This is a genomic window from Gemmiger formicilis (assembly GCF_900167555.1).
Taxonomy (GTDB): domain Bacteria; phylum Bacillota; class Clostridia; order Oscillospirales; family Ruminococcaceae; genus Gemmiger; species Gemmiger formicilis.
This window is the reverse complement of the sequence record NZ_FUYF01000005.1, coordinates 25,717-50,670: the sequence shown is the minus strand read 5'-3', so window position 1 is coordinate 50,670 and position 24,954 is coordinate 25,717. Positions and strand designations below refer to the sequence as shown.

The 24,954-nt window shown below is 60.5% G+C and carries 19 protein-coding genes and 1 riboswitch; of the genes, 6 read left to right on the top strand and 13 right to left on the bottom strand.

Going from position 1 to position 24,954, the window contains the following annotated elements; translation table 11 throughout:
- From mraY to B5D32_RS05955, 5 genes are all read left to right on the top strand, one after another.
- Positions 1–1,011, top strand: coding sequence for a phospho-N-acetylmuramoyl-pentapeptide-transferase (gene mraY / locus B5D32_RS05975; RefSeq protein WP_078784170.1), 1,011 nt, complete (start codon positions 1–3; stop codon positions 1,009–1,011).
- Between the two features lie 61 nt (positions 1,012–1,072).
- Positions 1,073–2,365 carry an FtsW/RodA/SpoVE family cell cycle protein gene (locus B5D32_RS05970; protein ID WP_078784169.1) on the top strand — a complete coding sequence of 431 codons (1,293 nt, stop codon included), beginning with the start codon at positions 1,073–1,075 and terminating at the stop codon, positions 2,363–2,365.
- 65 nt (positions 2,366–2,430) lie between these two features.
- Positions 2,431–3,549: an undecaprenyldiphospho-muramoylpentapeptide beta-N-acetylglucosaminyltransferase gene (murG, locus tag B5D32_RS05965; protein WP_078784168.1), complete on the top strand. Its 1,119-nt coding sequence runs from the start codon at positions 2,431–2,433 to the stop codon at positions 3,547–3,549.
- 161 nt (positions 3,550–3,710) lie between these two features.
- Positions 3,711–4,877 (top strand): cell division protein FtsQ/DivIB, encoded by a 1,167-nt coding sequence (locus tag B5D32_RS05960; RefSeq protein WP_078784167.1) that lies wholly within the window; start codon positions 3,711–3,713, stop codon positions 4,875–4,877.
- A 523-nt stretch (positions 4,878–5,400) separates the two neighbouring features.
- Positions 5,401–6,318, top strand: coding sequence for a helix-turn-helix transcriptional regulator (locus B5D32_RS05955; RefSeq protein ID WP_078784166.1), 918 nt, complete (start codon positions 5,401–5,403; stop codon positions 6,316–6,318).
- A gap of 305 nt (positions 6,319–6,623) precedes the next feature.
- Here B5D32_RS05955 and purB read toward each other — a convergent pair whose 3' ends face one another.
- The 10 genes from purB to purE form a co-directional block, all read right to left on the bottom strand.
- Positions 6,624–8,060 carry an adenylosuccinate lyase gene (gene purB / locus B5D32_RS05950; RefSeq protein ID WP_078784165.1) on the bottom strand — a complete coding sequence of 479 codons (1,437 nt, stop codon included), beginning with the start codon at positions 8,058–8,060 and terminating at the stop codon, positions 6,624–6,626.
- 63 nt (positions 8,061–8,123) lie between these two features.
- Entirely contained in the window at positions 8,124–11,810 is a 3,687-nt protein-coding gene (locus B5D32_RS05945; protein ID WP_078784164.1) for a phosphoribosylformylglycinamidine synthase, read from the bottom strand.
- Between the two features lie 199 nt (positions 11,811–12,009).
- The gene (gene purD / locus B5D32_RS05940) at positions 12,010–13,293 is read right to left on the bottom strand and encodes a phosphoribosylamine--glycine ligase (RefSeq protein WP_078784163.1); all 1,284 of its coding nucleotides are present in this window, start codon (positions 13,291–13,293) and stop codon (positions 12,010–12,012) included.
- Between the two features lie 67 nt (positions 13,294–13,360).
- Positions 13,361–14,542: a phosphoribosylaminoimidazolecarboxamide formyltransferase gene (locus tag B5D32_RS05935; protein WP_078784162.1), complete on the bottom strand. Its 1,182-nt coding sequence runs from the start codon at positions 14,540–14,542 to the stop codon at positions 13,361–13,363.
- Between the two features lies 1 nt (position 14,543).
- A complete protein-coding gene (locus tag B5D32_RS05930) occupies positions 14,544–15,275 on the bottom strand; it encodes an IMP cyclohydrolase (protein ID WP_200805167.1) in 732 nt (243 codons plus the stop codon).
- A gap of 178 nt (positions 15,276–15,453) precedes the next feature.
- Positions 15,454–16,047, bottom strand: a complete 594-nt coding sequence (gene purN, locus B5D32_RS05925) for a phosphoribosylglycinamide formyltransferase (protein ID WP_078784160.1) — start codon at positions 16,045–16,047, stop codon at positions 15,454–15,456.
- Positions 16,044–17,084 carry a phosphoribosylformylglycinamidine cyclo-ligase gene (gene purM / locus B5D32_RS05920; RefSeq protein WP_078784159.1) on the bottom strand — a complete coding sequence of 347 codons (1,041 nt, stop codon included), beginning with the start codon at positions 17,082–17,084 and terminating at the stop codon, positions 16,044–16,046. Before purM ends, purN begins: the two co-directional genes overlap by 4 nt.
- A gap of 189 nt (positions 17,085–17,273) precedes the next feature.
- A complete protein-coding gene (gene purF / locus B5D32_RS05915; protein WP_078784305.1) occupies positions 17,274–18,737 on the bottom strand; it encodes an amidophosphoribosyltransferase in 1,464 nt (487 codons plus the stop codon).
- A 143-nt stretch (positions 18,738–18,880) separates the two neighbouring features.
- Positions 18,881–19,594 (bottom strand): phosphoribosylaminoimidazolesuccinocarboxamide synthase, encoded by a 714-nt coding sequence (gene purC / locus B5D32_RS05910; RefSeq protein ID WP_078784158.1) that lies wholly within the window; start codon positions 19,592–19,594, stop codon positions 18,881–18,883.
- A gap of 83 nt (positions 19,595–19,677) precedes the next feature.
- Positions 19,678–20,175: a 5-(carboxyamino)imidazole ribonucleotide mutase gene (gene purE / locus B5D32_RS05905; protein ID WP_078784157.1), complete on the bottom strand. Its 498-nt coding sequence runs from the start codon at positions 20,173–20,175 to the stop codon at positions 19,678–19,680.
- A 391-nt stretch (positions 20,176–20,566) separates the two neighbouring features.
- Here purE and B5D32_RS05900 point away from each other — a divergent pair, with 391 nt between their 5' ends.
- Positions 20,567–21,085 carry a transporter gene (locus B5D32_RS05900; RefSeq protein WP_078784156.1) on the top strand — a complete coding sequence of 173 codons (519 nt, stop codon included), beginning with the start codon at positions 20,567–20,569 and terminating at the stop codon, positions 21,083–21,085.
- 199 nt (positions 21,086–21,284) lie between these two features.
- On the opposite strand, the gene B5D32_RS05895 is transcribed toward B5D32_RS05900, so the two are convergent.
- From B5D32_RS05895 to metA, 3 genes are all read right to left on the bottom strand, one after another.
- Positions 21,285–22,946: a formate--tetrahydrofolate ligase gene (locus B5D32_RS05895; RefSeq protein ID WP_200805166.1), complete on the bottom strand. Its 1,662-nt coding sequence runs from the start codon at positions 22,944–22,946 to the stop codon at positions 21,285–21,287.
- Positions 22,947–22,999: 53 nt separating this feature from the next.
- Positions 23,000–23,093, bottom strand: a riboswitch (ZMP/ZTP riboswitch).
- A 50-nt stretch (positions 23,094–23,143) separates the two neighbouring features.
- A complete protein-coding gene (locus tag B5D32_RS05890) occupies positions 23,144–23,932 on the bottom strand; it encodes a glycosyltransferase family 2 protein (RefSeq protein ID WP_078784155.1) in 789 nt (262 codons plus the stop codon).
- An 80-nt stretch (positions 23,933–24,012) separates the two neighbouring features.
- Complete coding sequence (gene metA / locus B5D32_RS05885) at positions 24,013–24,942, bottom strand: homoserine O-acetyltransferase MetA (RefSeq protein ID WP_078784154.1); 930 nt, start codon at positions 24,940–24,942, stop codon at positions 24,013–24,015.
- Between the last annotated feature and the right edge of the window lie 12 nt (positions 24,943–24,954).

The following is a 24,954-nucleotide window of genomic DNA, read 5'->3' as shown; positions in this document are numbered from 1 at the left end:
ATGGAGCAAATCTCATCCCTGTTGGCGGCGGCAGCCGTCGGCGGCTTTGCCATCACGGCGGTGGCGGGCAAATTTATGATCCCGGCGCTGCACCGGCTGCACTTTGGCCAGACCATCCGCGAGGAGGGCCCCACATGGCACAGCAAGAAAAACGGCACCCCCACCATGGGCGGCCTCTGCTTTATTCTGGGCATTCTGGCCACACTGGGCATCGTCTGGGTCATGTACAGCCCCAAGCTGCCGGAGGTGCTTGGCATGCCGCAGCTGCAGGCCGGTATGCTGGTGCTGTTTCTCGCGTTCGGCTCGGGCCTCATCGGCTTTCTGGATGACTTTATTAAGGTCGTCAGGCATCGCAACCTCGGCCTGACCGAGGCACAGAAGATGATTTTGCAGATCGCGCTGACCTTCGGGTTCATGTTCGGCCTGCACAGCCTCGGTCTGCTGACCACGCAGGTCCAGTTCCCGATTTTTGGGCTGGTGGATATGGGCTTGCTCTACTATCCCATCGCCTTCTTTGGCATCATCTTCCTTGTCAACGCTGTCAACCTGACAGACGGTCTGGACGGCCTGTGCACCGGCGTGACCTTCGTGTCGATGATCGGCTATCTGCTGGCCGGCAGTCTGCTGGGCTTTGTACATGTTTCGCTGATCGCCGCTGCCACGGCGGGTGCCTGCGCGGGCTTTCTGGTCTGGAACTTCTACCCGGCCAAGGTCTTTATGGGCGACACCGGCAGCATGTTCTTCGGCGGCATCGTTACGGCGCTGGCCTTTGTGATGCAGCGCCCCGAGCTGGTGCTCTTTTTCGGCATTGTCTACATCTGGGACGCGATGACCGTCGTCATCCAGCGCACGTATTTTAAGGCGACCCACGGCAAGCGCATCTTCCGCATGACGCCGATCCACCACGCCTTTGAGATGCGCGGCTGGCGCGAGGTAAAGATCGACGGCTTCTTTGCGCTGATCGCTGTCATCGGTGTGGCAATGGGAATTTTTTACATCTGCGTGGCATAAGCAGCGGGGCCGGGCCTACCCGGCCTCTGCCTGTTTCTGCCCCTAAGGGAGGTGACCGCCCATGAGCACTGCCGTGAGCATTGTGCGTACACTGCTGGGCCTTTTGTTTGACCATACCATCGGAAATATTGTGCGCATGGTACCCATCATACGCCTGCCCAAGCTGGAGCGGGGGCCGGTCTCCCGGGGCTTTCTCGCCCTGCTGCTGGGCATTTTGTTCTTCGGGCTGACGATGCTGTTCTCGGCCAGTTATTCCAGCGCTTACGCCAGCAGCGGTAAACTGTACAGTATCATTAAACCGCAGGTCATGATTGCAATTGTAGGGCTGTTCTTTATGTGGGTCCTGTCCAACATCAACTACCGCGCACTGCGTTTGATGAGTGAGAGTCTGTACATCATCACCATTGTGCTGCTGATCCTGGCGCTGCTCAGCCCGGAGGACACCAACGGTACCTACCGCTGGGTGTATCTGCCGGGCGGTGCCTCCTTCCAGCCGTCGGAGCTGGCAAAATTCTCACTCATGATCTGGACGGCAGATATGCTGGACCGCGACTATGACAAGAAGAACAGGCTGTGGTACGGCGCGATAAAGCCTGCGCTGCCGCTGCTGCCCATCCTGTATCTGTTGCACAAGGAGCCGCACAACTCCGCCATGATCCTGCTCTGCCTGATTTTTGCCACGATGCTCGTCTGCACCCTCTCACCTGGCCGCTGGCTGCTGCCGCTCATTCCGGCGTGTGCAGTAGCCGGCAGCTACTTCCTGAAGGGGCTGGCCAGCGGGGAAGGCTACGCCGCGGGCCGTATGGACGCTGCCTGGGGCCTTGCGCCGCTGGATACTGCCGGTATGGGGTGGCAGACCCTTCAGAGCATCTATGCCATCTCCACAGGCGGCATGTTCGGCGTGGGCATCGGCGCGAGCGTGCAGAAGCACCAGTGGCTGCCCTACGCCGAAAACGACTTTATCTTCGGCGTCATCGGTGAGGAGCTGGGCTTCTTCGGCTGTGTTATCCTCATCGGTGCGTTTGCGGTGCTGCTGATCATGGGCATTATGATCGCCCTGCGCGCGCCCGACCTGTACGGCACGGTGCTGGGCATCGGCATCATCTCGCAGATCGCCTGGCAGGTGTTTCTGCATATCGCCGTCGGCACGGCACTGATCCCCAACACCGGCATCAGCCTGCCATTCTTCTCCTCCGGCGGCACTAGTCTGCTGCTGCTGCTGAGCGAGATGGGCGTGCTGTTGAGTATCTCGCGCGCCGGAAATGCCCGGGAACAGCGCTTGGCAGAGCAGCACCGCGCCGAGACAGAACGGATGCTGCAGCGCACCCGCTACCGCAGCAGAGCCGCGCGGTAAGGGGGACGCCCGGCGCCCGCGGCACGGCGGGCACAGCCTATATTTTATTCTCATGGAGGTCCATCATGCGCGTTTTAATTGCTGCCGGCGGTACAGCCGGTCACATCAACCCGGCGCTGGCGATTGCCGGTGCCCTGAAGGCCGCGGACCCGACGGCGGAGATCCACTTTGCTGGCCGCCGCGAGGGGATGGAGTACGGCCTTGTCACCAAGGCAGGCTACCCCTTCCATCACATTGAGATCAACGGATTCCAGCGCCATTTGAGCCTGGAAAACATTGGCCGCAACATCGTAGCCATCTGGCATCTGGCGCTGTCTGGCCCGCGCACCCGAAAGATTCTGAACGAGGTCAACCCCGACCTTGTCATCGGCTGCGGCGGCTACGTCAGCGGGCCCATCGTCCGCGCGGCAGCCCGGCGCGGCATCAAGACAGCCATCCATGAGCAGAACGCCTTCCCGGGCGTGACCAACAAGCTGCTGGCGAAGGAGGTCAACATTGTGCTGGCCGCCAGCGCGGACGCGGTTGAAAAGCTCGGCGCGCCGGAAAAAACCACCGTCGTGGGCAACCCTGTCCGCCCCGAGGTGCTGACCGCGGACCGCGCCGCAGCGCGCGCCAAGCTGAACGCCGGAAACCGCACCGTGATTTTGAGCTTCGGCGGCAGCCTCGGTGCGGACCGCATCAATCAGGTCGTGGCCGACCTTTGCGCCTGGGAAAAGCAGACGCACCGGAACGTGCTTCACCTGCACGCCACCGGCAGCCGCGGCGTCAAGCTGTTTGAAGGGCTGGAAAAGGAAAAGGGCTTTGCCCCCGGCGAGAACCTCGTCGTGACGGAGTATATCAACAACATGCCCCAGCTGCTGGCCGCGGCAGATCTCGTCATTGCCCGCTCCGGCGCACTGACGCTGGCCGAGCTTGAGGCCGTGGGCCGCGCATCGGTGCTGATCCCCAGCCCGAACGTGGCCGAAAACCACCAGTATTACAATGCCCTTGAGCTGCAAAAGGCCGGTGCGGCAGTCGTCATCGAGGAAAAGAACCTGACCGGTGACGGTCTTGTCAAAACTGTCGAGACCCTGCTGACCACCCCCGGCAAGCTGGCCGAGATGGGCGCCAACGCCAAGACCCTCGGCAACCCGCACAGCCTTGATTTGATTACCGAAAAGCTGCTGAAGCTGGTCAACGGCTAAGCAAGGCTGCATACACCCTGTAGGGGCGCACATCGTTCGCCCGTCCGCTGCGACGAGCGTCGCCGGGGCACACCTCGTAGGGGCGCATTCTATATGCGCCCGCCCAACGTACCATCCACCCACGGGCAGCCGCCCCAAAATTCACCGGAAAGGAGCCGCTTATGGACCGCAACCAGCGCAGCCGCAGGCAAAAATCCGCAAACGGCTCCTACGCCCAACAGCCCCGCCGCAGTATGGGCAGCCGCTTGGGCCTTGAAAAAAGGAACGCCCCGCGCCCCAAAGCGCCGCCTGAAAAGGCCGCGCCTGCTCTGCATGCGCCCCCGCGGCAGCGCCCTGCGCAGGAGATCAATCCCCAGAAGGCAGGCTACCGCCCCGGCACGCCAAGGCGCACGCGCCGCGTCACACAGGCGGAGATCATACGGGCAAAGCGCCGCCGCCGTCTGCTGGGGGCACTCGGCGTGCTGGCCGTGCTGGCCGTGGGTGCGTTTGTGTCGATCAACCTTCTGTTCAAGGTCACGATCTTCCGGGTAGAGAGCTATGACCGCTCCCAGCCCGTCGATACCGGCATCTACACGTCCGACGAGCTGATCGAGGCGCTGGGCATCGAGAAAAACTCCAACCTGTTCGCCTTCTCCACCGCGGAAAAGACCCGGCAGCTGGCGCTTCAGTTCCCGTATTTGGAGCATGTCGCTGTGGAGATTCAGCTGCCCGCCGCGGTCATCATCAAGGTCGAGCCCGCCACGGAGAGGTTCGCCTGTATGTACTCCGGCGGGTGGATGGTCTTGAGCGACTCCCTCAAAATTCTGCGCACCGACGTCAGCCAGCCGGACGGCCTGATTCTGCTGACCATGTCGCTGCCCACAGATTTCTCCCCCGTGGTGGGGCAGAACATTGAGCCCAAGAGCTATAACTCACTCCTTAGCGAGACCCAGCAGGCCACAGCGGAGACAGCGGGTCTGCAGGCCAGCGCACTGCAAACGCTGACCGAAATGCGGGACGGCCTGCAGGAGAACAACCTGTTTGACGGCACGACGGCGCTGAACATCCAGGATCTGAGTGATATTGAGTTCACCTACCAAAACCGCGTTCAGGTGCTGCTGGGTAGTGAGACGAACCTCGCCTACAAGCTGCGGCTGGCCGCTGCCGCGCTGACCGACCCGGAAAAGGGTCTGGCTACCGGTGATAAGGGCGTGCTCGACATCTCGACCCAGCGCAGCGACGGCGACATCCGCGCCTACTTCGACCCCGATATCCCTGAACCGACACCCGCCCCGGAGCCGACCCCGTCCCCCGAGGAGGAGACCGACCCCGAAGGGCCCACAGAATAACCCCAACGCCCCGACAAACCGTCGGGGCGTTTTTTGTACAAGCCGACAGAAAAAATCGTATAAAAAACACCCCGCAGCGCCTTACACATGAGCTACCTTGGGGATTGTTGTTGTTCACCGATTCAGAAAAATCCGCAACGCACATGTGTCTAACACATCCAAATTCTTTCTCCGTTTGTGATGAATTCAAACAGGCGATATTTCTGCGCATTATTGGTCGGCACCAGCCGAGGCCCTGCCCGTTGCAAAGTTGCCGTCTGTGGTCAAGGTGGCATTGTAGCAGTTGATGGCAGCAGTGTCGTGTTCGTACATCGTGGCGAGAGTAAGCGAAAACCAAAAAGGGCAGAGCGAAATTAGCGCGGATGCTATCAGACTATTGTGGAGAATGCAGGAAACTATATTAAGATAATAAGCAAAAAATCAAGGAGTTAACATAAAGTAGTCATAAAAGTGCTTGAAAGTATGCGACGAATTTGATTTAATTAGTATTAGAAGAAGATAATAGAAAGGAGATGTGTAGTGCATGTTGTCGGGAAAACAAATTGCCGAGGCAAGAAAGCGAAAAGGACTAACGCAAGAGGCCTTGGCGGCAGAACTTGGAGTATCGAGACAAACGATTGCAAAATGGGAACAAGAAATTTCAACACCCAGTGTTACAAATGCACATAGACTGATAGATATTCTAGGCCTACAGGAAATGGAGAATAAATCGTCTACCGAAGATGAAGGCAATGCAAGAACTATTTGTAAAAAGAGATTAACAAAGAGATTGTTGATTGAACTTTGGGCAGTATATGTTGGGATAGCATTTCTCTGCTTTTTTTCTATTGGAATTGTGGCATTGTTTTTTATCCCTGCAATATCGGTTGTCCTAATATTAGTTGCTATTGTAGTGCAGGAAGTAAGGGGAAAGAAGACAGATTCACCGATGAAGATTCTTCTCGGCGGAATATGCTTTATTGGGCTTGCCATACTGGCAGTAGTTGCTATACTTGCAAGTGGGTTTGTTCTAAGAGAAAATTATCAACATAAAGCTTTTTATTCTGTTCCTGCTATACAACTAAAAAAATATTCGGCAATTAATGAGTGGATTGATGAATGCAAAACGATAGGACCTGATATTTATGGGCAATGTATTGAATTGCCGTCAGATAAGACAATCTGTCTCTATATTGTATATAGACATCAGGTGACGGACGCATCGGATGCAAGCCTCGTTTCAGATCCGCTACATATGCGATTCATTGCAAAATACCGTGGTGGTACTGAATATGATGGGGTGGATTTGTATTTTCTCCAAGGGAGAAGTAGTTATCAGATGCTTTTCTCTATTGACGGAAGTGAACCTTATTATAACAGTATGGCAACTGTTAATCCAATGCTTATAGATGATGTGAAGGCACTATTTAACAATCTGCAAGGAGATGAAAAAAATGCTTAAAAAGGTTAAAAAGATAGTTGCACTGATGATGTGAACTGCACCCCATTTGTTAGACAGTATGGTATACTATCTAACAAGTGGGGTGTTTTGCTATGCCAAAAGGAGTACCAAACAAACGATATACGCCAGAATTCAAAAAATGAACAGCACCCCATTTGTTAGACAGTATGATATACTATCTAACAAGTGGGGTGCTGTTCAACAAAAGACGCTGCGGGGCTTTTACTATGTTGTAGGGGGCGATGCTTGTCATCGACCTGCGGGCGGATGCAAACATTCGCCCCTACAATTTACGATGCAATCAATCAGACGTTCAGCTCCACATGCTGGCCCAGGTCCTCTTTGTTGGCGTCCAGCACGGGCTGGATGACGTCGCGCAGGAACTCGGTGACCTGCTCGGCGCTGCGGCCCGTAAAGGCTTCGGGGGAGAGCTCGGCCTCGATTTCCTCGCGGGTCAGGCCGAACGCGGGGTCAGCCTCGACGCGGGCAATCATGTCGTTGGGCTTGCCCTCCTGCTTGACAACGGCAGCGGCGGCCACGGCGTGCTCACGCAGACGCTCGTGCAGCTCCTGACGGTCACCGCCCTTCTTGACGGCCTTCATCATGATGTTCTCGCTTGCCATGAACGGCAGCTCGGCCATGACGCGGGCACGGACGACCTTCGGGTAGACGACCAGCCCGTCGGAGACGTTCAGCAGGATGTTCAGGATGGCGTCAGCAGCCAGGAAGCCCTCGGCCATCGCAATGCGTTTGTTGGCGGAGTCGTCCAGCGTGCGCTCAAACCACTGGGTACCGGCAGTGATGGCGGGGTTCAGCACATCCACCATCAGGTAGCGGCTCAGCGCACAGATGCGCTCGCAGCGCATGGGGTTGCGCTTGTAGGGCATAGCGGAGGAACCGATCTGGTTCTTCTCAAACGGCTCCTCCATCTCCTTGAAGTTCGCCAGCAGGCGGATGTCCGTTGCCATCTTCATGGCGGACTGGCCGATGCCCGCCACGGCGGACAGCACATTGTAGTCCACTTTGCGGCTGTAGGTCTGGCCGCAGACCGGCACGACCTTGGTAAAGCCCATCTGGGCGCAGACGTCGGCCTCGACGGCCTTGATCTTGGCGGAGTCGCCGTTGAACAGCTCCACAAAGCTGGCCTGGGTGCCGGTGGTGCCCTTAACGCCGCGCAGCGCCAGCTGGGAGATCTGGTGGTCAAGCTCCTCCAGATCCATGTACAGCTCGTTCATCCAGAGTGTGGCGCGCTTGCCGACGGTGGTCAGCTGTGCGGGCTGGCAGTGGGTGTAGGCCAGGCAGGGCATGGCCTTGTACTCGTCGGCGAACTTGGCCAGATTTGCCAGCACGCCGATGACCTTTTTGCGCACGAGCTGCAGGCCCTCGCGCATGATGATGACGTCGGTGTTGTCACCGACATAGCAGCTGGTCGCGCCCAGATGGATGATGCCCTTTGCCTTGGGGCACTGCAGGCCGTAGGCGTAGACGTGGCTCATCACGTCATGGCGGACGAGCTTCTCGCGCGCAATGGCGTCCTCATAGTTGATGTCGTCCTTGTGTGCCTCCAACTCGGCAATCTGCTCATCGGTGATGGCCAAGCCCTGCTTCTGCTCGGCCTTAGCCAGCGCGATCCACAGCCGGCGCCAGGTGCGGAACTTGTTGTCGTCAGAGAAGATGTACTGCATCTCATCCGACGCATAGCGGGTAGAGAACGGCGAAATATATTTGTCGTGTTGTGCCATTGGGTCAAATCCTCACAATCTTTTAAGCTGATAGTTCCAGTATAGCAGAAACTTCCCGAAATATCAAAGCTTGAAATAATTCACGCCGCCCTCAAAGATCGGCTGGTATTTGTCACCGGTGACGTTCTTATAGAGCTGCTCGCCGCTGCGCTCGCTGTGGCCCATCTTGCCAAAGACACGGCCATCCGGGCTCGTGATGCCCTCGATTGCCAGCACGGAGCCGTTCGGATTGTAGCGCATGTCCATCGTCGGGCGGCAAAGCAGGTCAACGTACTGGGTCGCAATCTGGCCGTTGTCGATGAGCTGGTTCAGCAGCTGCTCGTTGCAGACAAAGCGGCCCTCGCCGTGGCTGATGGCGATCAGGTGCTCGTCGTTGATGTCGCATTTGCTCAGCCAGGGGCTCTTGTTGCTGGCCACGCGGGTACGCACCAGCATGGACTGGTGGCGGTGGATCGTATTAAACGTCAGCGTCGGGTCGCTTTCGGTGATGGGACGGATCTCGCCGTAGGGGACCAGGCCCAGCTTGATGAGTGCCTGGAAGCCGTTGCAGATGCCCAGAGCCAGACCGTCGCGCTGGTTCAGCAGACGGTTGACTGCGTCGGCCACCGACGGATTGCGGAAGAACGCCGCAATGAACTTGGCGCTGCCGTCCGGCTCGTCGCCGCCGGAGAAGCCGCCCGGCAGCATCAGGATCTGCGCCTCGTCCAGCTCCTTCACCAGCGCCTCGCAGCTCTCGGCCACGTTGGCGGGGGTCAGGTTTTTCAGCACCAGAACATGCGGGTCGCCGCCTGCGCGGCGGAACGCGCGGGCCGTGTCGTACTCGCAGTTCGTGCCGGGGAATACGGGGATGACGACCCGCGGCGTCGCCAGGCGCACAGAGGGAGCCACGCGCTTGTTGGCGGGGCAGTCATGCTCCAGCGCGGGGACGAACTCACCGGCCTTGCGGTAGGGGAATACCGGCTCGAGCTTTTGCTCCCACAGCTCCTGCAGACGGGCCAGGTCAATGGCCTTGCCCTCGGCCTCCAGCGTGTAGTCCACGGTGGTGAAGCCGAGGAACTCACCGGCGGAGGCATCAAGCAGCTCCAGAATGACCGCGCCGTAGGCGGGCTTGAACAGATCGTTCAGGTCGATGTCATTGGACAGCTGCAGACCCACATGGTTGCCGACGCACATCTTGAACAGTGCCTCGGCCACACCGCCGTAGCCCGGCGTGGCGGCAGCCAGCACCTTGCCCTCGTCGATCATCTGCTCGACGGTCTTGTAAATGGAAATCAGGCTGCCGATCTCGGGCAGACCGTTCTTGTAGTTGGGGCGCAGGATGACAACGGAGCTGTTGGCCTTCTTGAACTCGGGGCTCTGCACGTCGCGGGTGTTGCCGATGGCCGTCGCAAAGCTGACGAGCGTCGGGGGCACGTCCAGTCCCTCAAAGCTGCCGGACATCGAGTCCTTGCCGCCGATGGACGCAATGCCCAGACCCATCTGGGCATCCAGCGCACCGAGCAGGGCGGCCAGCGGCTTGCCCCAGCGCTCGGGCTTATCGTTCATATGTTCAAAATATTCCTGGAACGTCAGGTACATATCCTCGTGGTGGAAGCCCGCGCAGACCAGCTTGGTCACGCTCTCGACCACGGCCATATACGCGCCGCGGTAGGGGTCAGCCTCGGTCAGGTAGGGGTTGAAGCCCCACGCCATGCCGGAGCAGGTCGTCGTCTCGCCGTCCACGGGCAGCTTGGCGGCCATGGCCATCGTCGGGGTCAGCTGGTACTTGCCGCCGTAGGGCATCAGCACGGTGGCTGCGCCGATGGTGGAGTCGAACCGCTCGCCCAGGCCCTTCTGGCTGCATACGTTCAGGTCGCTGACCATGGATTCCAGCTTCTGCTCAAACGTGGCACCGGCAAACTGGGGCTGCCAGACATGGCCCGGCAGGATGTGCGCATCAGCGTGGCGCTCGGCACCGTTGGAGTTCAGGAACTCGCGGGAGAGGTCAACGATGGTCTTGCCGTTCCAGACCTCGCGCATACGCTTTTCTTCGGTGACGGTGGCAACGATCGTCGCCTCGAGGTTTTCCTCGGCGGCGTACTTCATAAAGGTCTCGGCGTCCTCGGCAGCGACGGCCACGGCCATGCGCTCCTGGCTCTCGGAGATGGCCAGCTCGGTGCCGTCCAGACCCTCGTATTTGCGGGTGACCTTGTTCAGGTCGATGTGCAGACCGTCGGCCAGCTCACCGATGGCAACGGAGACACCGCCCGCGCCGAAGTCGTTGCAGCGCTTGATAAGGCGGCAGGCGTCCTCGCGGCGGAACAGGCGCTGCAGCTTGCGCTCGATGGGCGCGTTGCCCTTCTGCACCTCGGCACCGCAGGTCTCAAGGCTTGTCAGCTTGTGCGCCTTGGAGGAACCGGTGGCACCGCCGACACCGTCGCGGCCCGTGCGTCCGCCCAGCAGGATGACGACATCACCCGGGGCGGGCTCCTCGCGGCGGACATGGCTGGCAGGCGTCGCGCCGACAACTGCGCCGATCTCCATGCGCTTGGCGGCGTAGCCGGGGTGGTACAGCTCTGCGACCTGACCGGTGGCAAGGCCGATCTGGTTGCCGTAGCTGGAATAGCCCGCGGCAGCCGTCGTGACCAGCTTGCGCTGGGGCAGCTTGCCGGGCATTGTCTCGGAAACAGGCTTCAGCGGGTCAGCCGCACCGGTCACGCGCATGGCCTGATAGACATAGCTGCGTCCGGACAGCGGGTCACGGATGGCACCGCCAATGCAGGTCGCCGCGCCGCCGAAGGGCTCGATCTCGGTGGGGTGGTTGTGGGTCTCGTTCTTGAACAGGAACAGCCAGTCCTGCTGCTCACCGTCCACGTCACACTTGATCTTGACGGTGCAGGCGTTGATCTCCTCGCTCTCGTCAAGGTTCTTCAGAATGCCGCGCTGCTTCAGCGCCTTGGCACCGATGGTCGCGCAGTCCATCAGGGTGCGGTTTTTCCTGTCGCGGCCCGTCTCGGCGCGCAGTGCCATGTAGCGGTCAAATGCGGCCTGCACCAGCTCGTCGTCGATCTTCACGTCGTCCAGGATCGTGCCGAACGTCGTGTGGCGGCAGTGGTCGGACCAGTAGGTGTCGATCAGACGGATCTCGGTGATGGTCGGGTCGCGGTGCTCGGATTTGAAGTAGTTCTGGCAGAACACGATGTCCGCATGGTCCATCGCCAGGCCCTTCTCATTGCGGAATGCTTCCAGCGCGTCGTCGTCCAGTGCGGTGAAGCCGGTCAGCGTCTCGACCTCCGTCGGGATGGCAAACTCCATTTTCAGGGTGCTGCGCTCGTCAAGGCTTGCCTCGCGGGCCTCGACGGGGTTGATGACATACTTCTTGATGGCGGCCAGGTCGGCGTCGGTCAGGTCGCCGTCCAGCAGATAGACGCGGGCGGAGCGGACCGCGGGGCGCTCGCCCTGGCTCAGCAGCTGGATGCACTCGCTGGCAGAGTCGGCGCGCTGGTCAAACTGGCCGGGCAGGTACTCGACGGCAAAAACGGTCTTGGCGTCGGGCAGCTTGTCGTAGGTCACGTCAACAGGCGGCTCACTGAACACGGTGGGCACAGCCTGCTGGAACAGCACTGCGTCGATGCCCTCGACGTCATAGCGGTTCAAAAGGCGCAGACCGGTCAGATTCTGGATGCCGACCAGATCGACCAGCTCATGCAGAAGCCCCTGTGCCTCGCCGTCAAAGCCGGGCTTTTTCTCAACATAAATGCGATATACCATTGTATTTCCTCCTGAGAGTTGAATTTGCAGGAAGTGACGGACGGAAAGCCTTCCCCCTGGGGGAAAAAAGGTGGCCGAGGCCCCGTCCGAGGTCGGATGAGGGGAAAGTGCACCGCTGTATCCCGTTGACGGATCGCTGCGGGAAGTTTGCCCTCATCAGTCACCTTCGGTGACAGCTTCCCCCGATGGGGAAGCCTTTTTACTGCGTTGCTGCCAGCGCTCTTGCCCCAATGTCACTGCGCTTGTGCAGCTTGTCAAAATGGATGCTCTCCGTGGCAGCATACGCCTTTTTCAGCGCCTCGGGCAGGGTGTTGGCCGTGGCGGTCACGCCCAGCACGCGCCCGCCGTTCGTGACGAGGCTGCCGCCCTTGATGGCCGTGCCGGCGTGGTAGACCGTCACATCGGCGGCGTCCAGCTGGCCCGCGGTCAGGCCGGTGATTTCCTTGCCCTTCTCGTAGGCGAGGGGGTAGCCGCCGCTGGCTAAGATGACGCAAGCCGCCGCGCCGTCGCTGAATTTGACATCGGTCTTGTCCAGCGTGCCGTTCGTTGTGGCCTCCATCACGGTCAGCAGGTCGCTTTCCAGCAGGGGCAGCACGACCTGCGTCTCGGGGTCGCCGAAGCGGCAGTTGTACTCGATGACCTTCGGGCCGTCGGGGGTCAGCATCAGGCCGAAATACAGGCAGCCCTTGAAGGGGCAGCCCTCGGCCTGCATGGCCGCAACCGTGGGCAGGAAAATCTCCTGCATGCAGCGCTCGGCGACTGCGGGCGTGTAGTAGGGGTTCGGGGCCACGGTGCCCATGCCGCCGGTGTTCAGGCCCTCGTCGTGGTCGAGAGCACGCTTGTGGTCCATGCTCGAGACCATCGGTTTGACGGTCTTGCCGTCGCAGAAGGACAGAACGCTGACCTCGGGGCCGGTCAGGAACTCCTCGACGACCACATGGTTGCCGGATGCGCCGAACTTTTTGTCCAGCATGATCTCCTTGACGCCGTCGGCAGCCTCCTGCTCATTCTGGCAGATCAGCACGCCTTTGCCCAGCGCCAGACCATCCGCCTTGATGACGACGGGGTATTTGCCCTCGGCTTTGATGTAGTCCATGACCTTCTCTGGGTCGTCGAACGTCTCATATTTGGCCGTAGGAATGCCGTATTTCTTCATCAGGTCCTTGCTGAACACCTTGCTGGCCTCAATGCGGGCCGCGGCCTTGTCGGGACCGAATGCCGGGATGCCCACAGCGGCCAGCGCATCGACCATGCCCAGCGCCAGCGGGTCGTCCTGGGCGACGACGACATAGTCAAAGGCTTCTTCCTTGGCAAATTTGACCATGGCGTCCACGTCGGTGGCCGGGATGGCCTTGCAGTGGGCGTCATAGCTGATGCCGCCGTTGCCGGGCGCACACCAGATCTCGGAGCAGCGGGGGCTTTTTTTCAGCGCGCGGATGATGGCGTGCTCACGCCCGCCGCCGCCGACAACCAGAATTTTCATAAGCGTCCTCCTTGACAGCACAACAGCCCGCGACGAAAAATCGCCGCAGGCGAGTTGTTTTTTGCGTTTAATGATGGAACAGCCGGATGCCGCAGAACGCCATCGCAATGCCGTACTTGTTGCAGGTGTCGATCACCTGTGCGTCGCGGATGGAGCCGCCCGGCTGTACAATGGCGGTCACGCCGCTGCGGCGCGCGCGCTCGATGTTATCGCCGAACGGGAAGAAGGCATCACTGCCCAGGCTCACACCGGTCACGGCATCCAGCCAGGCGCGCTTTTCCTCGGCGGTCAGCGGGGCCGGCTGCTCGGTGAAGGTCTCGGCCCAGACATCGTCGCCGATGACATCCTCCGGCGTGTCGCCGATGTAAACATCAATCGCGTTGTCGCGGTTCGGCTTGGCAATGTCAGCGCGGAACGGCAGGTCCAGCACCTTCGGCATGTGGCGCAGCTGCCAGTTGTCGGCCTTCTGGCCCGCCAGACGGGTGCAGTGCACGCGGCTCTGCTGGCCCGCACCGACGCCGATGGTCTGGCCGTCCTGCACGTAGCAGACGCTGTTGGACTGGGTGTATTTCAGCACGATCAGGCTGATGATGAGGTCGCGGCGCTGCTCGTCGCTGATGACCTTGTTCTCGGTCACAACGTTCTGCAGCATCGTCTCATTGGAAATGTCCAGGTCCTGACGGCCCTGCTCGAAGGTCACGCCAAAGACCGTGCGGGTCTCCAGCGGCTTCGGCTCGTAGTCGGCGTCGATCTGGACGATGGCGTAGCCGCCCTTCTTCTTGGATTTCAGCACCTCCAGCGCGTCGGCGTCGTAGCCGGGCGCAATGATGCCGTCGGAGACCTCGTGCTGAATCAGCTTCGCGGTGCTCAGGTCGCAGACATCGGACAGCGCGATCCAGTCGCCGAAGCTGGACATACGGTCCGCACCGCGGGCACGGGCGTAGGCGCAGGCCAGCGGGGAAAGCTCGGTCTCCGGCGCAATGTGGTACATGGCGCGCAGGGTCTCATCCAGCGGCAGACCGATGGCCGCACCGGCGGGGGAAACGTGCTTGAAGCTGGCGGCAGCGGGCTGGCCGAGTGCCTTCTTCAAATCGCGCACGAGCTGCCAGGAGTTGAACGCATCCAGAAAGTTGATGTAGCCCGGGCGTCCGTTCAAAATCTGCACAGGCAGGTCACTGCCGTCCGCCATGTAGATGCGGGCGGGCTTCTGGTTGGGGTTCGTGCCGTATTTCAGCTGAAATTCGTTCATATTAACCCTCCACAGCGGTGTATTTATTCAGGATAATGTCCTCGTACTCGCCGGTTTCCAGCTCGATGCTGCGGACAAACAGGCTGACCTTATTGTCCTCGTTCAGGCTCGCCCACAGCTTGTCGGCAAACTTGTCCGCGTTGTTCGTGTCGATGGCGACGCGCAGCGGCTCACCCGCAAAGCTGGGAATCGGCGCACCGTTCTTGACGTAAGTGCTGATGAAGTGTCCCTCACCGGCCACAGGCTGCGGGTAGTCGAAGGTCTGGCGCTGCACGCTCTCGGCGTTGCCCTCGTCGGACTTGACAATGGACAGCTTGTAGCCGCCGCGGCGCATATCGACGACGCCGGAGATGCGCGGGGTAAAGTTCGGCGCGTCGTCCTCATAGGTGCGGGTCGCCAGCGCAGCCTCAAAGCTGTAGCCGGGGAAAAGGTTGCCGTTCATGAAACGGGCAATCGTGTCGGTCTGGTCGCCGTTCGTGACCACGGTGGTCTCCCGCAGGGTCAGCACAGCGTTGTAGATAATGAGGTGCGGGTCCTCGAGCTTGGCCGGGTCAGCGGCCACCGTGCGGATGCCGCCGTCGATAGGCTCAAACACACGGTTGCGGCTGTTGGCGCTGCGGCCCATGATCCAGTAGGCGACGAACGCCTTCTGGCCGTCGGGGCTTTTGCCCAGCACAATGCCGCGCCCGGGGTAGTCATTCCCGGCAAGATATTTGTAGATGTTTTTTTTCATAATTGACCTCGTTTTGGTGTATAGAAAAACATAAAACGGGATGTGGTGGCAAGGCTCTCTCCCTCAGTCCGCTGCGCGGACAGCTCCCTCGCAGAGGGAGCCTGGAAGCCTTGGCCCCCTCTGCGAGGGGGCTCCGCCCGCAGGCGGTGGGGGAGAGAACTTTGCCATTGTTGCGATTTTACACCTCGTCACTGCACACCATAGCCAGCGCCTTGGGCAGCAGCTGCCACTCGGCCTCGACCATGACGCGCTTCTGCAGCGTCTCGGGGGTGTCGCCAGGCTCCACAGCCACGGCCTTCTGCAGCAGAATGGGCCCGCCGTCACATTCCTCGTTTACAAGGTGGACGGTAGCGCCGGTCAGCTTCACGCCGCGGGCCAGCGCAGCCTCGTGCACGCGCAGTCCGTAGAAGCCGGGGCCGCAGAAGCTGGGGATCAGGCTGGGATGAACATTGATGATTTTATTGCGGTAGGCCGCAATGACCTTTTCGCCCAGCACGCTCAAAAAGCCTGCCAGCACGACCACGTCAATACTGTGCTTCTGCAGGGTGTCCAGCAGGGCGGCGTCAAACGCTGCGCTGTCAGCGTAGTCCCTGCGGCTGACAACAGCAGATTCTACACCGAAATTGGCGGCGCGCTCCAGCGCGTAGACGCCGGGCTTGCTGGCAACGACCAGCTCGATTTTGCCGTTCGGGTTCTCGCCGCGGCGCTCGCTTTCCAGCAGGGCTTGCAGGTTCGTGCCGCCGCCCGATACCAGTACCGCTACACGCTTCATACCAGCTCGACCCCGTCGCCCTCGACGATGGTGCCCAGACGGTAGGCGTCCTCGCCGTGGGCCTTCAGAATGGCAATGGCTTTGTCCGCATCCTCGGGCGCGACGGTCAGCACCATGCCGACGCCCATGTTGAAGGTGTTGAACATATCGTGCTCGGAGATGCCGCCCTCGCGCTGCATGACGTCGAACAGGGCAGGGATGCGCACATCGGCCTTGGCGATGCGGGCCGCACAGCCCTTCTTCAGGCTGCGGGGAATGTTCTCATAGAAGCCGCCGCCGGTGATGTGGGACACGCCCTTGACCGTGATCTCGTCCATGACAGCCAGCACGGGCTTGACGTAGATCTTCGTGGGGGCCAGCAGGGCCTCGCCCAGGGGCTTGTCCATGCCGTCGAATGTCTTTTTCAGCACATCGGGGTTGTTGTCGATGTCAAAAATTTTGCGCACCAGCGAGAAACCGTTGGAGTGTACGCCCGTGGAGGGCAGTGCGATGATGACATCGCCCGGCTGCATCGTGGAGTTGTCCAAAATCTTTGCCTTGTCCACGACGCCGACGGTGAAACCGGCCAGGTCGTACTCATCCTCGGGCATCATGCCGGGGTGCTCGGCGGTCTCGCCGCCCACGAGGGAGCAGCCCGCCTGGACGCAGCCCTCGGCCACGCCCTTGACAATCTCGGCAATCTTCTCCGGGATGTTCTTGCCGCAGGCGATGTAGTCGAGGAAAACCAGCGGCTTGGCACCGGCGCAGATGACGTCGTTGACGCACATGGCCACGCAGTCGATGCCGATGGTGTCGTGCTTGTCCAGCAGCATGGCAATGCGCAGCTTGGTGCCGACGCCGTCAGTGCCGGAAATCAGAACGGGATGCTCCATGCCGGTGCAGTCCAGCTCAAACAGGCCACCGAAGCCGCCCAGACCGCCGATGCAGTTCTCGGTCATCGTGCGGGCCACATACTGCTTCATCAGCTCAACAGAGCGGTACCCGGCGGTAATATCCACGCCTGCAGCGGCGTAGCTGGCAGAATAGCTTTTTTCCATGTTGAACTCCTAAATGTGTTACATTACTCGGAAAATCGGGTGGCAGCGGCAAGCTCTCTCCCTCCGGCGCTGCGCGCCACCTCCCTCGCAGAGGGAGGCAAGGAGGCTTGGCCCCCTCTGCGAGGGGGCTCCGCCCGCAGGCGGTGGGGGAGAGAAGTTTGCGCTACTGCTGCGCTTCCGTCGTTATGATTACAGCTTTTTATTCGTCTTAGACTGGCTCAGCGGCTTGTCGTAGACAATGTCCATCGTCTCGGTGGGCGGGGCGACGGGGTATTTGCCGGTAAAGCAGCCCGTGCAGAAGCCGCACTTGCTGTGGATGGCCAGCTGCTGCACATGCTCAATGCTCAAATAGCCCAGCGTGTCAGACCCGACCAGCTCGTTGATCTCCTCCACCGTGTGGCCGGTGGCAATCAGGTCCTTCTCGTCGGGAATGTCGGTGCCGAAGTAGCACGGGTGGGCGAACGGCGGCGCACTGATCCGGTAGTGTACCTCGGCAGCACCGGCCTCGCGCAGCAGGCGGATGGTGCGGGCGCTCGTCGTGCCGCGGACGATGGAGTCATCGACCAGCACAACGCGCTTGCCCTTGACCGTGGACGTGATGGCGTTCAGCTTGATGCGCACGCTGCTCTCGCGCTGGGCCTGGCTGCCCTGAATGAAGGTGCGGCCTACATATTTGTTCTTGATAAAGCCCACGCCGTAGGGGATGCCGCTCTCCTGCGCATAGCCGAGAGCTGCATCCAGACCGGAGTCCGGCGCGCCGATGACGACATCGGCCTCCACGGGATGTTCCTGCGCCAGGAACCGGCCCGCCTGCAGACGGGCCTCATGCACACAGGTGCCCTCGATGACGGAATCCGGGCGGGCAAAGTAGATGTACTCAAAGACGCACATCGTGTGCGGCGCGGCGCCGCAGTGATCCTCCATCGTGCGCAGGCCGTTGCGGTCGGCAATAACGATCTCGCCGGGGCGCACGTCACGGACGAACTTCGCACCCACGGCGTCCAGCGCACAGCTCTCGCTGGCAAAGGCATAGCCGTTGCCGTCGGGCAGCTCGCCGATGCACAGCGGGCGGAAGCCGTTGGGGTCGCGCGCCGCGATCAGCTTGGTGTGGGTCATAATGACGAGGGAGTATGCACCCTCGATGTCGTCCATCGTGCGGCTGACGGCCATCTCAATGTTCGGCGTCAGCAGACGGTTCTGGGTCAGCAGATAGGCGATGACCTCGGTGTCCGACGTGCCGTGAAAGATCGAACCGCTCATCTCGAGCTTGCGGCGCAGCTTCGGCGCGTTGACAAGGTTGCCGTTGTGGCAGACCGCCATAGCGCCCTTGCAGTGATGCAGAACCATCGGCTGCGCGTTGGAACGGCTGCGCTGGCCCGCCGTGGCATAGCGGACATGGCCGGTAGCCATCTTTGCGCCGCGGGGCAGCTCCTCCAGCACGCGCTTGGTAAAGACCTCGCTGACAAGGCCCAGATCGCGGTAGCCGGACAGCACGCCGTCGACGTTCAGCGCAATGCCGCAGCTCTCCTGGCCGCGGTGCTGCAGGGCGTACAGCGCACTGTAGACGGCGCTGACCATATCGGTCTCGCCGGTCTTGTCATACATACCGAACACGCCGCACTCCTCGTGCAGGGACTCGGTGTATTGGGAAATTTCGCTCATTTATTTGCTCCAATTGTCGGAATGGTAAAGCCGTAGGGGCGGATCCTATATCCGCCCGTGGGTCGGTTGCCTCTTGCGGGCGCATAGGGAATACGCCCCTACGGGAAAGCGCACGGTAAATTATGCGGGTGCAATCAGCCCAGCAGGCGCTTCATGACTTCCTGGTAAGCGTCGGCTTCGCCGCCCATGTTGCGGCGGAACAGATCCTTGTCCAGATGTGCGCCGGTGGTGGCGTCCCAGAAACGGCAGGTGTCGGGGCTGATCTCGTCGGCCAGGATGATCGTGCCGTCGGACAGGCGGCCAAACTCGAGCTTAAAGTCCACCAGACGGATGTTGGCGTCCAGCATGATCTTCTTCAGCACCTCGTTGACCTTGAAGGCATACTTCGCGATGGTGTCCAGCTCCTCCTGGGTAGCCAGGTCGAGGGCCAGGGCGTAGTAGTGGTTGATGAACGGGTCGTGCAGATCGTCGTTCTTGTAGCTGTACTCGAGGATGGGGGTCTTAAAGACCTTGCCCTCGGGCACGCCCATGCGCAGGCTGAAGTGACCGGCTGCAACGTTGCGGACGATGACCTCCAGAGGCACGATCTCGACCTTCTTCACAAAGGTGTCGCGGTCATTGACCTCCTGCACGTAATGGGTGGGGATGCCCTCCTTCTCGAGCTTCTGCATCAGAGCGTTGGACAGCTTGTTGTTGACAATGCCCTTGTCGCGAATGGTGCCCTTCTTCTCACCGTCACCGGCAGTGGCGTCATCCTTATAGTGGACCATGACGATCTCGGGATCGTTGGTAGCGAAAACCTGCTTGGCCTTACCTTCGTACAGCTGCTCTTTGACTTCGTAATTCATGAGAAACGCTCCTTTTTATAGTATAATATAGTAAAGTATGTATGTGTACCTGTCTTTGGCTTCCCCTTTTGGGGAAGGCCCTTTTACAGTGCTGCGGCTTCGGCGGCAATGGCGGCGTCCTTCTTGGCAATCGCGGCGGCGGTGTCGGCGCGGAAGCTGTCAAGCTTCGCGGCCAGCTCGTCGTCGGCCACGGCCAGAATCGCCACAGCCAGATACGCGGCGTTCTTCGCGCCGTTCAGCGCTACGGTAGCCACGGGAAAGCCGCTGGGCATCTGCACAGTGGCCAGCAGGGCGTCCAGACCGTCCATGGCGCCGCCCTTCATCGGGATGCCCACAACGGGCAGGGTGGTGTTGGCGGCAAAGGCACCGGCCAGGTGCGCGGCCATGCCGGCAGCGCAGAGAATGACGCCGTAGCCCTCGGCACGGGCGCTCCTGGCGAACGCGGCGGCGGCCTCCGGTGTGCGGTGGGCCGAAAGAATGTGCGCCTCATACGGCACGCCGAAATCCTTCAGCACCGTGCAGGCACCCTTGACCACCGGCCAGTCACTGTCCGAGCCCATGATGATCGCAACTTTTTTCATACGTTTTGAAACCTCCCTTACAAAGCAAACAGCGCAGTGCTCCGCATCAGGATACACTGCGCTGTGGTGTCGACGTAAAAAGGGTATGATGGTACAGAACACCCGCGAAGAAGCCAATACGCTGCATTGCGTTTGCCACGGAAGATCCCCCTTTAATAAAAGTAAGATGTGCCCTGTACTTGTAGTGTAAACGCTGGACAAAAAAAATGCAAGCGCCCGGCGGACATTTCAGCCAAAAAACGGTGCAAAAGGGTTTTGACCGTCGCTTTTTGTCGTTTTTGATGGGTCTTGGGGGGCAGTTGTCATACTTTAAAACGGCCTGTAAAATTATGCTGGTACAGGGCACAAAAATATGATAAAATAGAAAAAATACATAAACAAGGAGCTTTGTATGATTGCACCCAAACGACGCCTGACAAATCACGCCCTGCACGGCAGGGAGGAATGGTTCAAGCGCATCTTCCGCGACCAGATCGCCGAGGCTGCGGGCATCCTCGAAGTCGTGCTCTCCGGCATTGTGCTGGTGGCCCTGCTCATGAGCATTGTCCCGCTGGTGGAGCTGATGCCCGGTCTGCTGACCGATGCCGACAGCCTGGAGATCCGCACCTTTCTGGAACGTGCGCTGGACATCGTCATCGGCATCGAGTTTATCAAGATGCTGGCCAAGCACAGCCCCGGCAGCGTGCTGGAGGTACTGCTCTACGCCATTGCCCGCCACATGATCGTCGGCCATGAGGACGCCGTGCAGAACCTGGTCAGCGTGGGGGCCATCGCGCTGATCTTCATCATCCGCAAGTATTTCTTTGTGCCGTCCTTCGGCTACAAGATGCCCGGCGGTAAAATTGCCCCGGACATGGAGCAGAAGGCCGCAGAGACCCCGGAAGCAAAAGCGGGAGACATGGCGGAATAACGCCGGCCTGCCCCCGGGGACAGCGCCGCATGGTATGCCGGGACCATTGGTGCGAACGGCGAAAATTTGTAAGCCTGTGTGATAACTATCAATAAGAATCCCCCTTCCGGGAACTCTGTAGGGGCGGATGCTCGTCATCCGCCCCTACAGCCTCCCGGAAGGGGGATTCTCTATTTTACGATTTTACCAAATTTACCAATCAGAAAAGACCCGTGATCTTCCCGTGTACATCCACGTCAATGTCCATGGCGGCGGGGTGCTTGGGCAGGCCGGGCATCGTCATGATGCTGCCGCAGACAACGACCACAAAGCCCGCACCGGCGCTCAAACGCACCTCGCGCACATTCAGCGTGTGACCCTCGGGCGCACCCGTCAGTTTGGCGTTGTCGCTGAAGGAATACTGCGTTTTGGCAATGCAGACCGGCAGCTTGCCATAACCCAGCGCGGTCAGCTCGTCCAGCGTCTTTTTTGCGGCGGCGGTGTAGCTTACGCGGCCCGCGCGGTAGATCTTCGTGGCGACGGCCTCGATCTTATCCGTCAGCGGCGCGTCCAGCTCGTAGGTGTATTGCACCTCGGCACCGTCGTCCAGGATGGACAGCACGGTCTCGGCCAGCGCCTTGCCGCCCTCGCCGCCCTTGGCAAAGACCTCGCTCAGGGCGCAGGGCACACCGGCCTTGTTGCAGACGTCATAAATAACATCCATCTCCTCCGCAGTGTCGGTGGGGAAGGCGTTGATGGCAACGCAGACCGGCAGACCAAAGCCCTGCAGGTTCTCAATGTGGCGGGCCAGATTAACGCTGCCCGCACGCACGGCCTCGGCGTTGGGCTTGCCCAGATCGGGCTTGGCCACGCCGCCGTGGGACTTGAGCGCGCGCACCGTGGCCACCAGCACAACGGCGGCGGGGTGCAGCCCGGCATAGCGGCACTTGATGTCAAGGAACTTCTCCGCACCCAGATCCGCGCCGAAGCCGGCCTCGGTCACAACGTAGTCGGCCAGCTTGAGGCTCAACCTGGTGGCAATGGCACTGTTGCAGCCGTGGGCAATGTTGGCGAACGGACCGCCGTGGATGATGGCGGGGTTGTGCTCCAGCGTCTGGACAAGGTTCGGGTCGAGCGCGTCCTTCAAAAGCGCGGTCATCGCGCCCGCCGCGCCGATCTGCCCGGCGGTGACGGGCTGGCCGTCGTAGGTGTAGGCGCAGACGATGCGGGACAGGCGGGCCTTTAAGTCCTCCAGATCGGTGGCCAGGCAGAACACCGCCATGACCTCACTGGCAACGGTGATGTCAAAGCCGTCCTCACGCGGGGTGCCGTTGACCTTGCCGCCGAGGCCGTCCACGATGAACCGCAGCTGGCGGTCATTCATGTCCATGCAGCGCTTCCAGGTGATGCGGCGGGGGTCAATGTTCAGCGGGTTGCCCTGCTGGATCGAGTTGTCGATCATGGCAGCCAGCAGGTTGTTGGCTGCGCCGATGGCATGGATGTCGCCGGTAAAGTGCAGGTTGATGTCCTCCATCGGCACGACCTGGGCATAGCCGCCGCCGGCAGCGCCGCCCTTGATGCCGAACACGGGGCCGAGCGACGGCTCACGCAGACAGAGCATCGTTTTTTTGCCCAGCGCGTTCATGGCGTCCGCCAGACCGACGCTCGTCGTGGTCTTGCCTTCGCCCGCGGGCGTGGGGCTGATGGCGGTGACTAAGATCAGCTTGCCCTCGGGCTTGTCAGCCTTGGCCAGCTTGTGGTTCAGCTTGGCCTTGTAGTGGCCGTAGGGGATGACGTCCTCGCCCTGCAAGCCCAGCTTGGCTGCGATCTCGGTGATAGGCTTCATTTCGGCGGCCTGTGCAATTTCGATGTCGCTCAGCATAGTAATTCCCTCCGTTTTAAAACAAAATGGGCTGCACACACTCATTCCCCAGTGTATGCAGCCCAGACGGTCGGCTTAAGCAGCAAGTTGTGGTGCCGCGTCCCCCGTGGTGAACCCCACGTATTTCCGTCGGTCAGCGGCCTTGCTATGGATTAAATGTACCACAGGTGAGGACAAATGTCAATACCCCTGCGGCGTTACACGCTGCCTTTCCCACAGCCCCACTTTTTGAAATACCGTCCCATGCTGACAAGCTGCATCTTGAACTTGCCTGCGTCGCGCATGGGGGCGCGGTGCCACGCATGAATGGCGGAAAACTGCGGAGCCAGCCAGACGGTGCCCTTCTGCAGCACCTTCTGGGTCAGGTCGGCGTCCTCCACATACATGAAATACCCGGGGTCAAACCCGCCGATTTCCTTGAACACATCGGTGCGCACGGCCATAAAGCTGCCGCTGCAGAACTCGATGCGGCGGGGCACGGTCAGATCCTCATCCTGCATCGTGTAGTGGTCGTCGGCCTTCTTAAAGCAGCCGCCGAGCTTCGGGGCCAGCTGCCGCGCCAGCAGCAGCCAGGGCGTCGGCTTGCGGCGGGGCAGGTGCTGCAGCTTGCCGTCCGGGTAGCGCAGCTGGGGCGTTGCCATGGCGGCCCCGGGCCGGGCCAGCAGCCACGCGGCCATGTCCTCCAGCACGTCGCCGGTCAGCAGGATGTCCGGGTTCAGAATAAAGTGTACGTCGCTGGTCAGACGATCCAGCACATAGTTGTGGCCCTTGCCGAAGCCGATATTCTTTTCCAGCGGAAGCACGGTCACGCGGCTGTCGCCGAAATCCGTCTCTGCCAGCTGCCTGCCGCAGCCGTCGGGACTGCCGTTGTCCACGACATACAGGGCAAGATCCGGGGCAGGGGTATAGTGCAGGATGCTGCGCACCGCGGCGCAGACCTCGTCATAATCACAGTACGCCACAATGCAGGCGCTGATTTTGGGCATAGTAAGCTCCTTGAGACAAAATTCTACTATCGGGGAACCTGTAGGGGCAGATGCAGGCATCCGCTCCTACAAATGGGCTATTACTTCTCCAACGCTTCCAGACGGCTCAGATCATACGGCGTGTCCTGATACACGTAGTAGTTCAGCCAGTTCGTGTACAGCAGATACCCGTGGGCGCGCCAGCGGAACAGCGGGTCGCGGCTCGGATCGTCGTCGGGGTAGTAGTTGCATGGGATGTTGATGGGCTTGCCGGCCTTCACATCGCGCTTATACTCCCTGTCCAGCGTATATTTGTCGTACTCGGGGTGGCCGATGACAAAGATCTGCCGCCCGGACTCGGTGGAAAGCAGCATCGGCCCGGCAATGTCGCTCTCGGCCAGAATGCGCAGGTCGCCGCAGGCGTCGATGGCGGCGCGGTCCAGCCCGGCCCAGCGGCTGTGCGGGGCGTAGAATACCTCGTCGAAGCCGCGCACCAGCGGGTTGGAGGGGCGTGTCACACGATGCTCAAACACGCCGAACATCTTCTTGTCCAGATGCACCTTGGGGATGCCGAAGTGGTAGTACAGCCCCGCCAGCGCACCCCAGCACAGGTGGATGGTGGAGTAGACGTTCTCCTTGGTGTAGTCCATGATGCGGCAGAGCTCGTCCCAGTAGTCAACGTCCTCGTAGTCCAGGTCCTCAATCGGCGCGCCGGTGATGATCATGCCGTCAAAGCGCTCGTTTTTAATCTCGTCAAACGTCTTGTAGAACGCCTTCATGTGCTCGGGCGCGGTGTGGGTCGTGCTGTGGGTCGCTGTCTGCAAAAAGGTGACCTGCACCTGCAAAGGGCTGTTTGCCAGCAGGCGGGCCAGCTGGGTCTCGGTCACGATCTTGGTCGGCATCAGGTTTAAAATCAGGATGCGCAGCGGGCGGATATGCTGGCTCATCGCGCGCTCCTGGTGCATGACAAATACATTTTCCTGCTGCAATTCCTCGTAAGCAGGCAGGTCTTTCGGGATGATAAGAGGCATAGGGAAGGACTC

Bases quoted from the DNA above. Each gene is read 5' to 3' on its own strand.
- mraY (WP_078784170.1), top strand. From the start codon at position 1: ATGGAGCAAATCTCATCCCTGTTGGCGGCGGCAGCCGTCGGCGGCTTT.
- B5D32_RS05970 (WP_078784169.1), top strand. From the start codon at position 1,073: ATGAGCACTGCCGTGAGCATTGTGCGTACACTGCTGGGCCTTTTGTTT.
- murG (WP_078784168.1), top strand. From the start codon at position 2,431: ATGCGCGTTTTAATTGCTGCCGGCGGTACAGCCGGTCACATCAACCCG.
- B5D32_RS05960 (WP_078784167.1), top strand. From the start codon at position 3,711: ATGGACCGCAACCAGCGCAGCCGCAGGCAAAAATCCGCAAACGGCTCC.
- B5D32_RS05955 (WP_078784166.1), top strand. From the start codon at position 5,401: ATGTTGTCGGGAAAACAAATTGCCGAGGCAAGAAAGCGAAAAGGACTA.
- purB (WP_078784165.1), bottom strand. From the start codon at position 8,060: ATGGCACAACACGACAAATATATTTCGCCGTTCTCTACCCGCTATGCG.
- B5D32_RS05945 (WP_078784164.1), bottom strand. From the start codon at position 11,810: ATGGTATATCGCATTTATGTTGAGAAAAAGCCCGGCTTTGACGGCGAG.
- purD (WP_078784163.1), bottom strand. From the start codon at position 13,293: ATGAAAATTCTGGTTGTCGGCGGCGGCGGGCGTGAGCACGCCATCATC.
- B5D32_RS05935 (WP_078784162.1), bottom strand. From the start codon at position 14,542: ATGAACGAATTTCAGCTGAAATACGGCACGAACCCCAACCAGAAGCCC.
- B5D32_RS05930 (WP_200805167.1), bottom strand. From the start codon at position 15,275: ATGAAAAAAAACATCTACAAATATCTTGCCGGGAATGACTACCCCGGG.
- purN (WP_078784160.1), bottom strand. From the start codon at position 16,047: ATGAAGCGTGTAGCGGTACTGGTATCGGGCGGCGGCACGAACCTGCAA.
- purM (WP_078784159.1), bottom strand. From the start codon at position 17,084: ATGGAAAAAAGCTATTCTGCCAGCTACGCCGCTGCAGGCGTGGATATT.
- purC (WP_078784158.1), bottom strand. From the start codon at position 19,594: ATGAATTACGAAGTCAAAGAGCAGCTGTACGAAGGTAAGGCCAAGCAG.
- purE (WP_078784157.1), bottom strand. From the start codon at position 20,175: ATGAAAAAAGTTGCGATCATCATGGGCTCGGACAGTGACTGGCCGGTG.
- B5D32_RS05900 (WP_078784156.1), top strand. From the start codon at position 20,567: ATGATTGCACCCAAACGACGCCTGACAAATCACGCCCTGCACGGCAGG.
- B5D32_RS05895 (WP_200805166.1), bottom strand. From the start codon at position 22,946: ATGCTGAGCGACATCGAAATTGCACAGGCCGCCGAAATGAAGCCTATC.
- B5D32_RS05890 (WP_078784155.1), bottom strand. From the start codon at position 23,932: ATGCCCAAAATCAGCGCCTGCATTGTGGCGTACTGTGATTATGACGAG.
- metA (WP_078784154.1), bottom strand. From the start codon at position 24,942: ATGCCTCTTATCATCCCGAAAGACCTGCCTGCTTACGAGGAATTGCAG.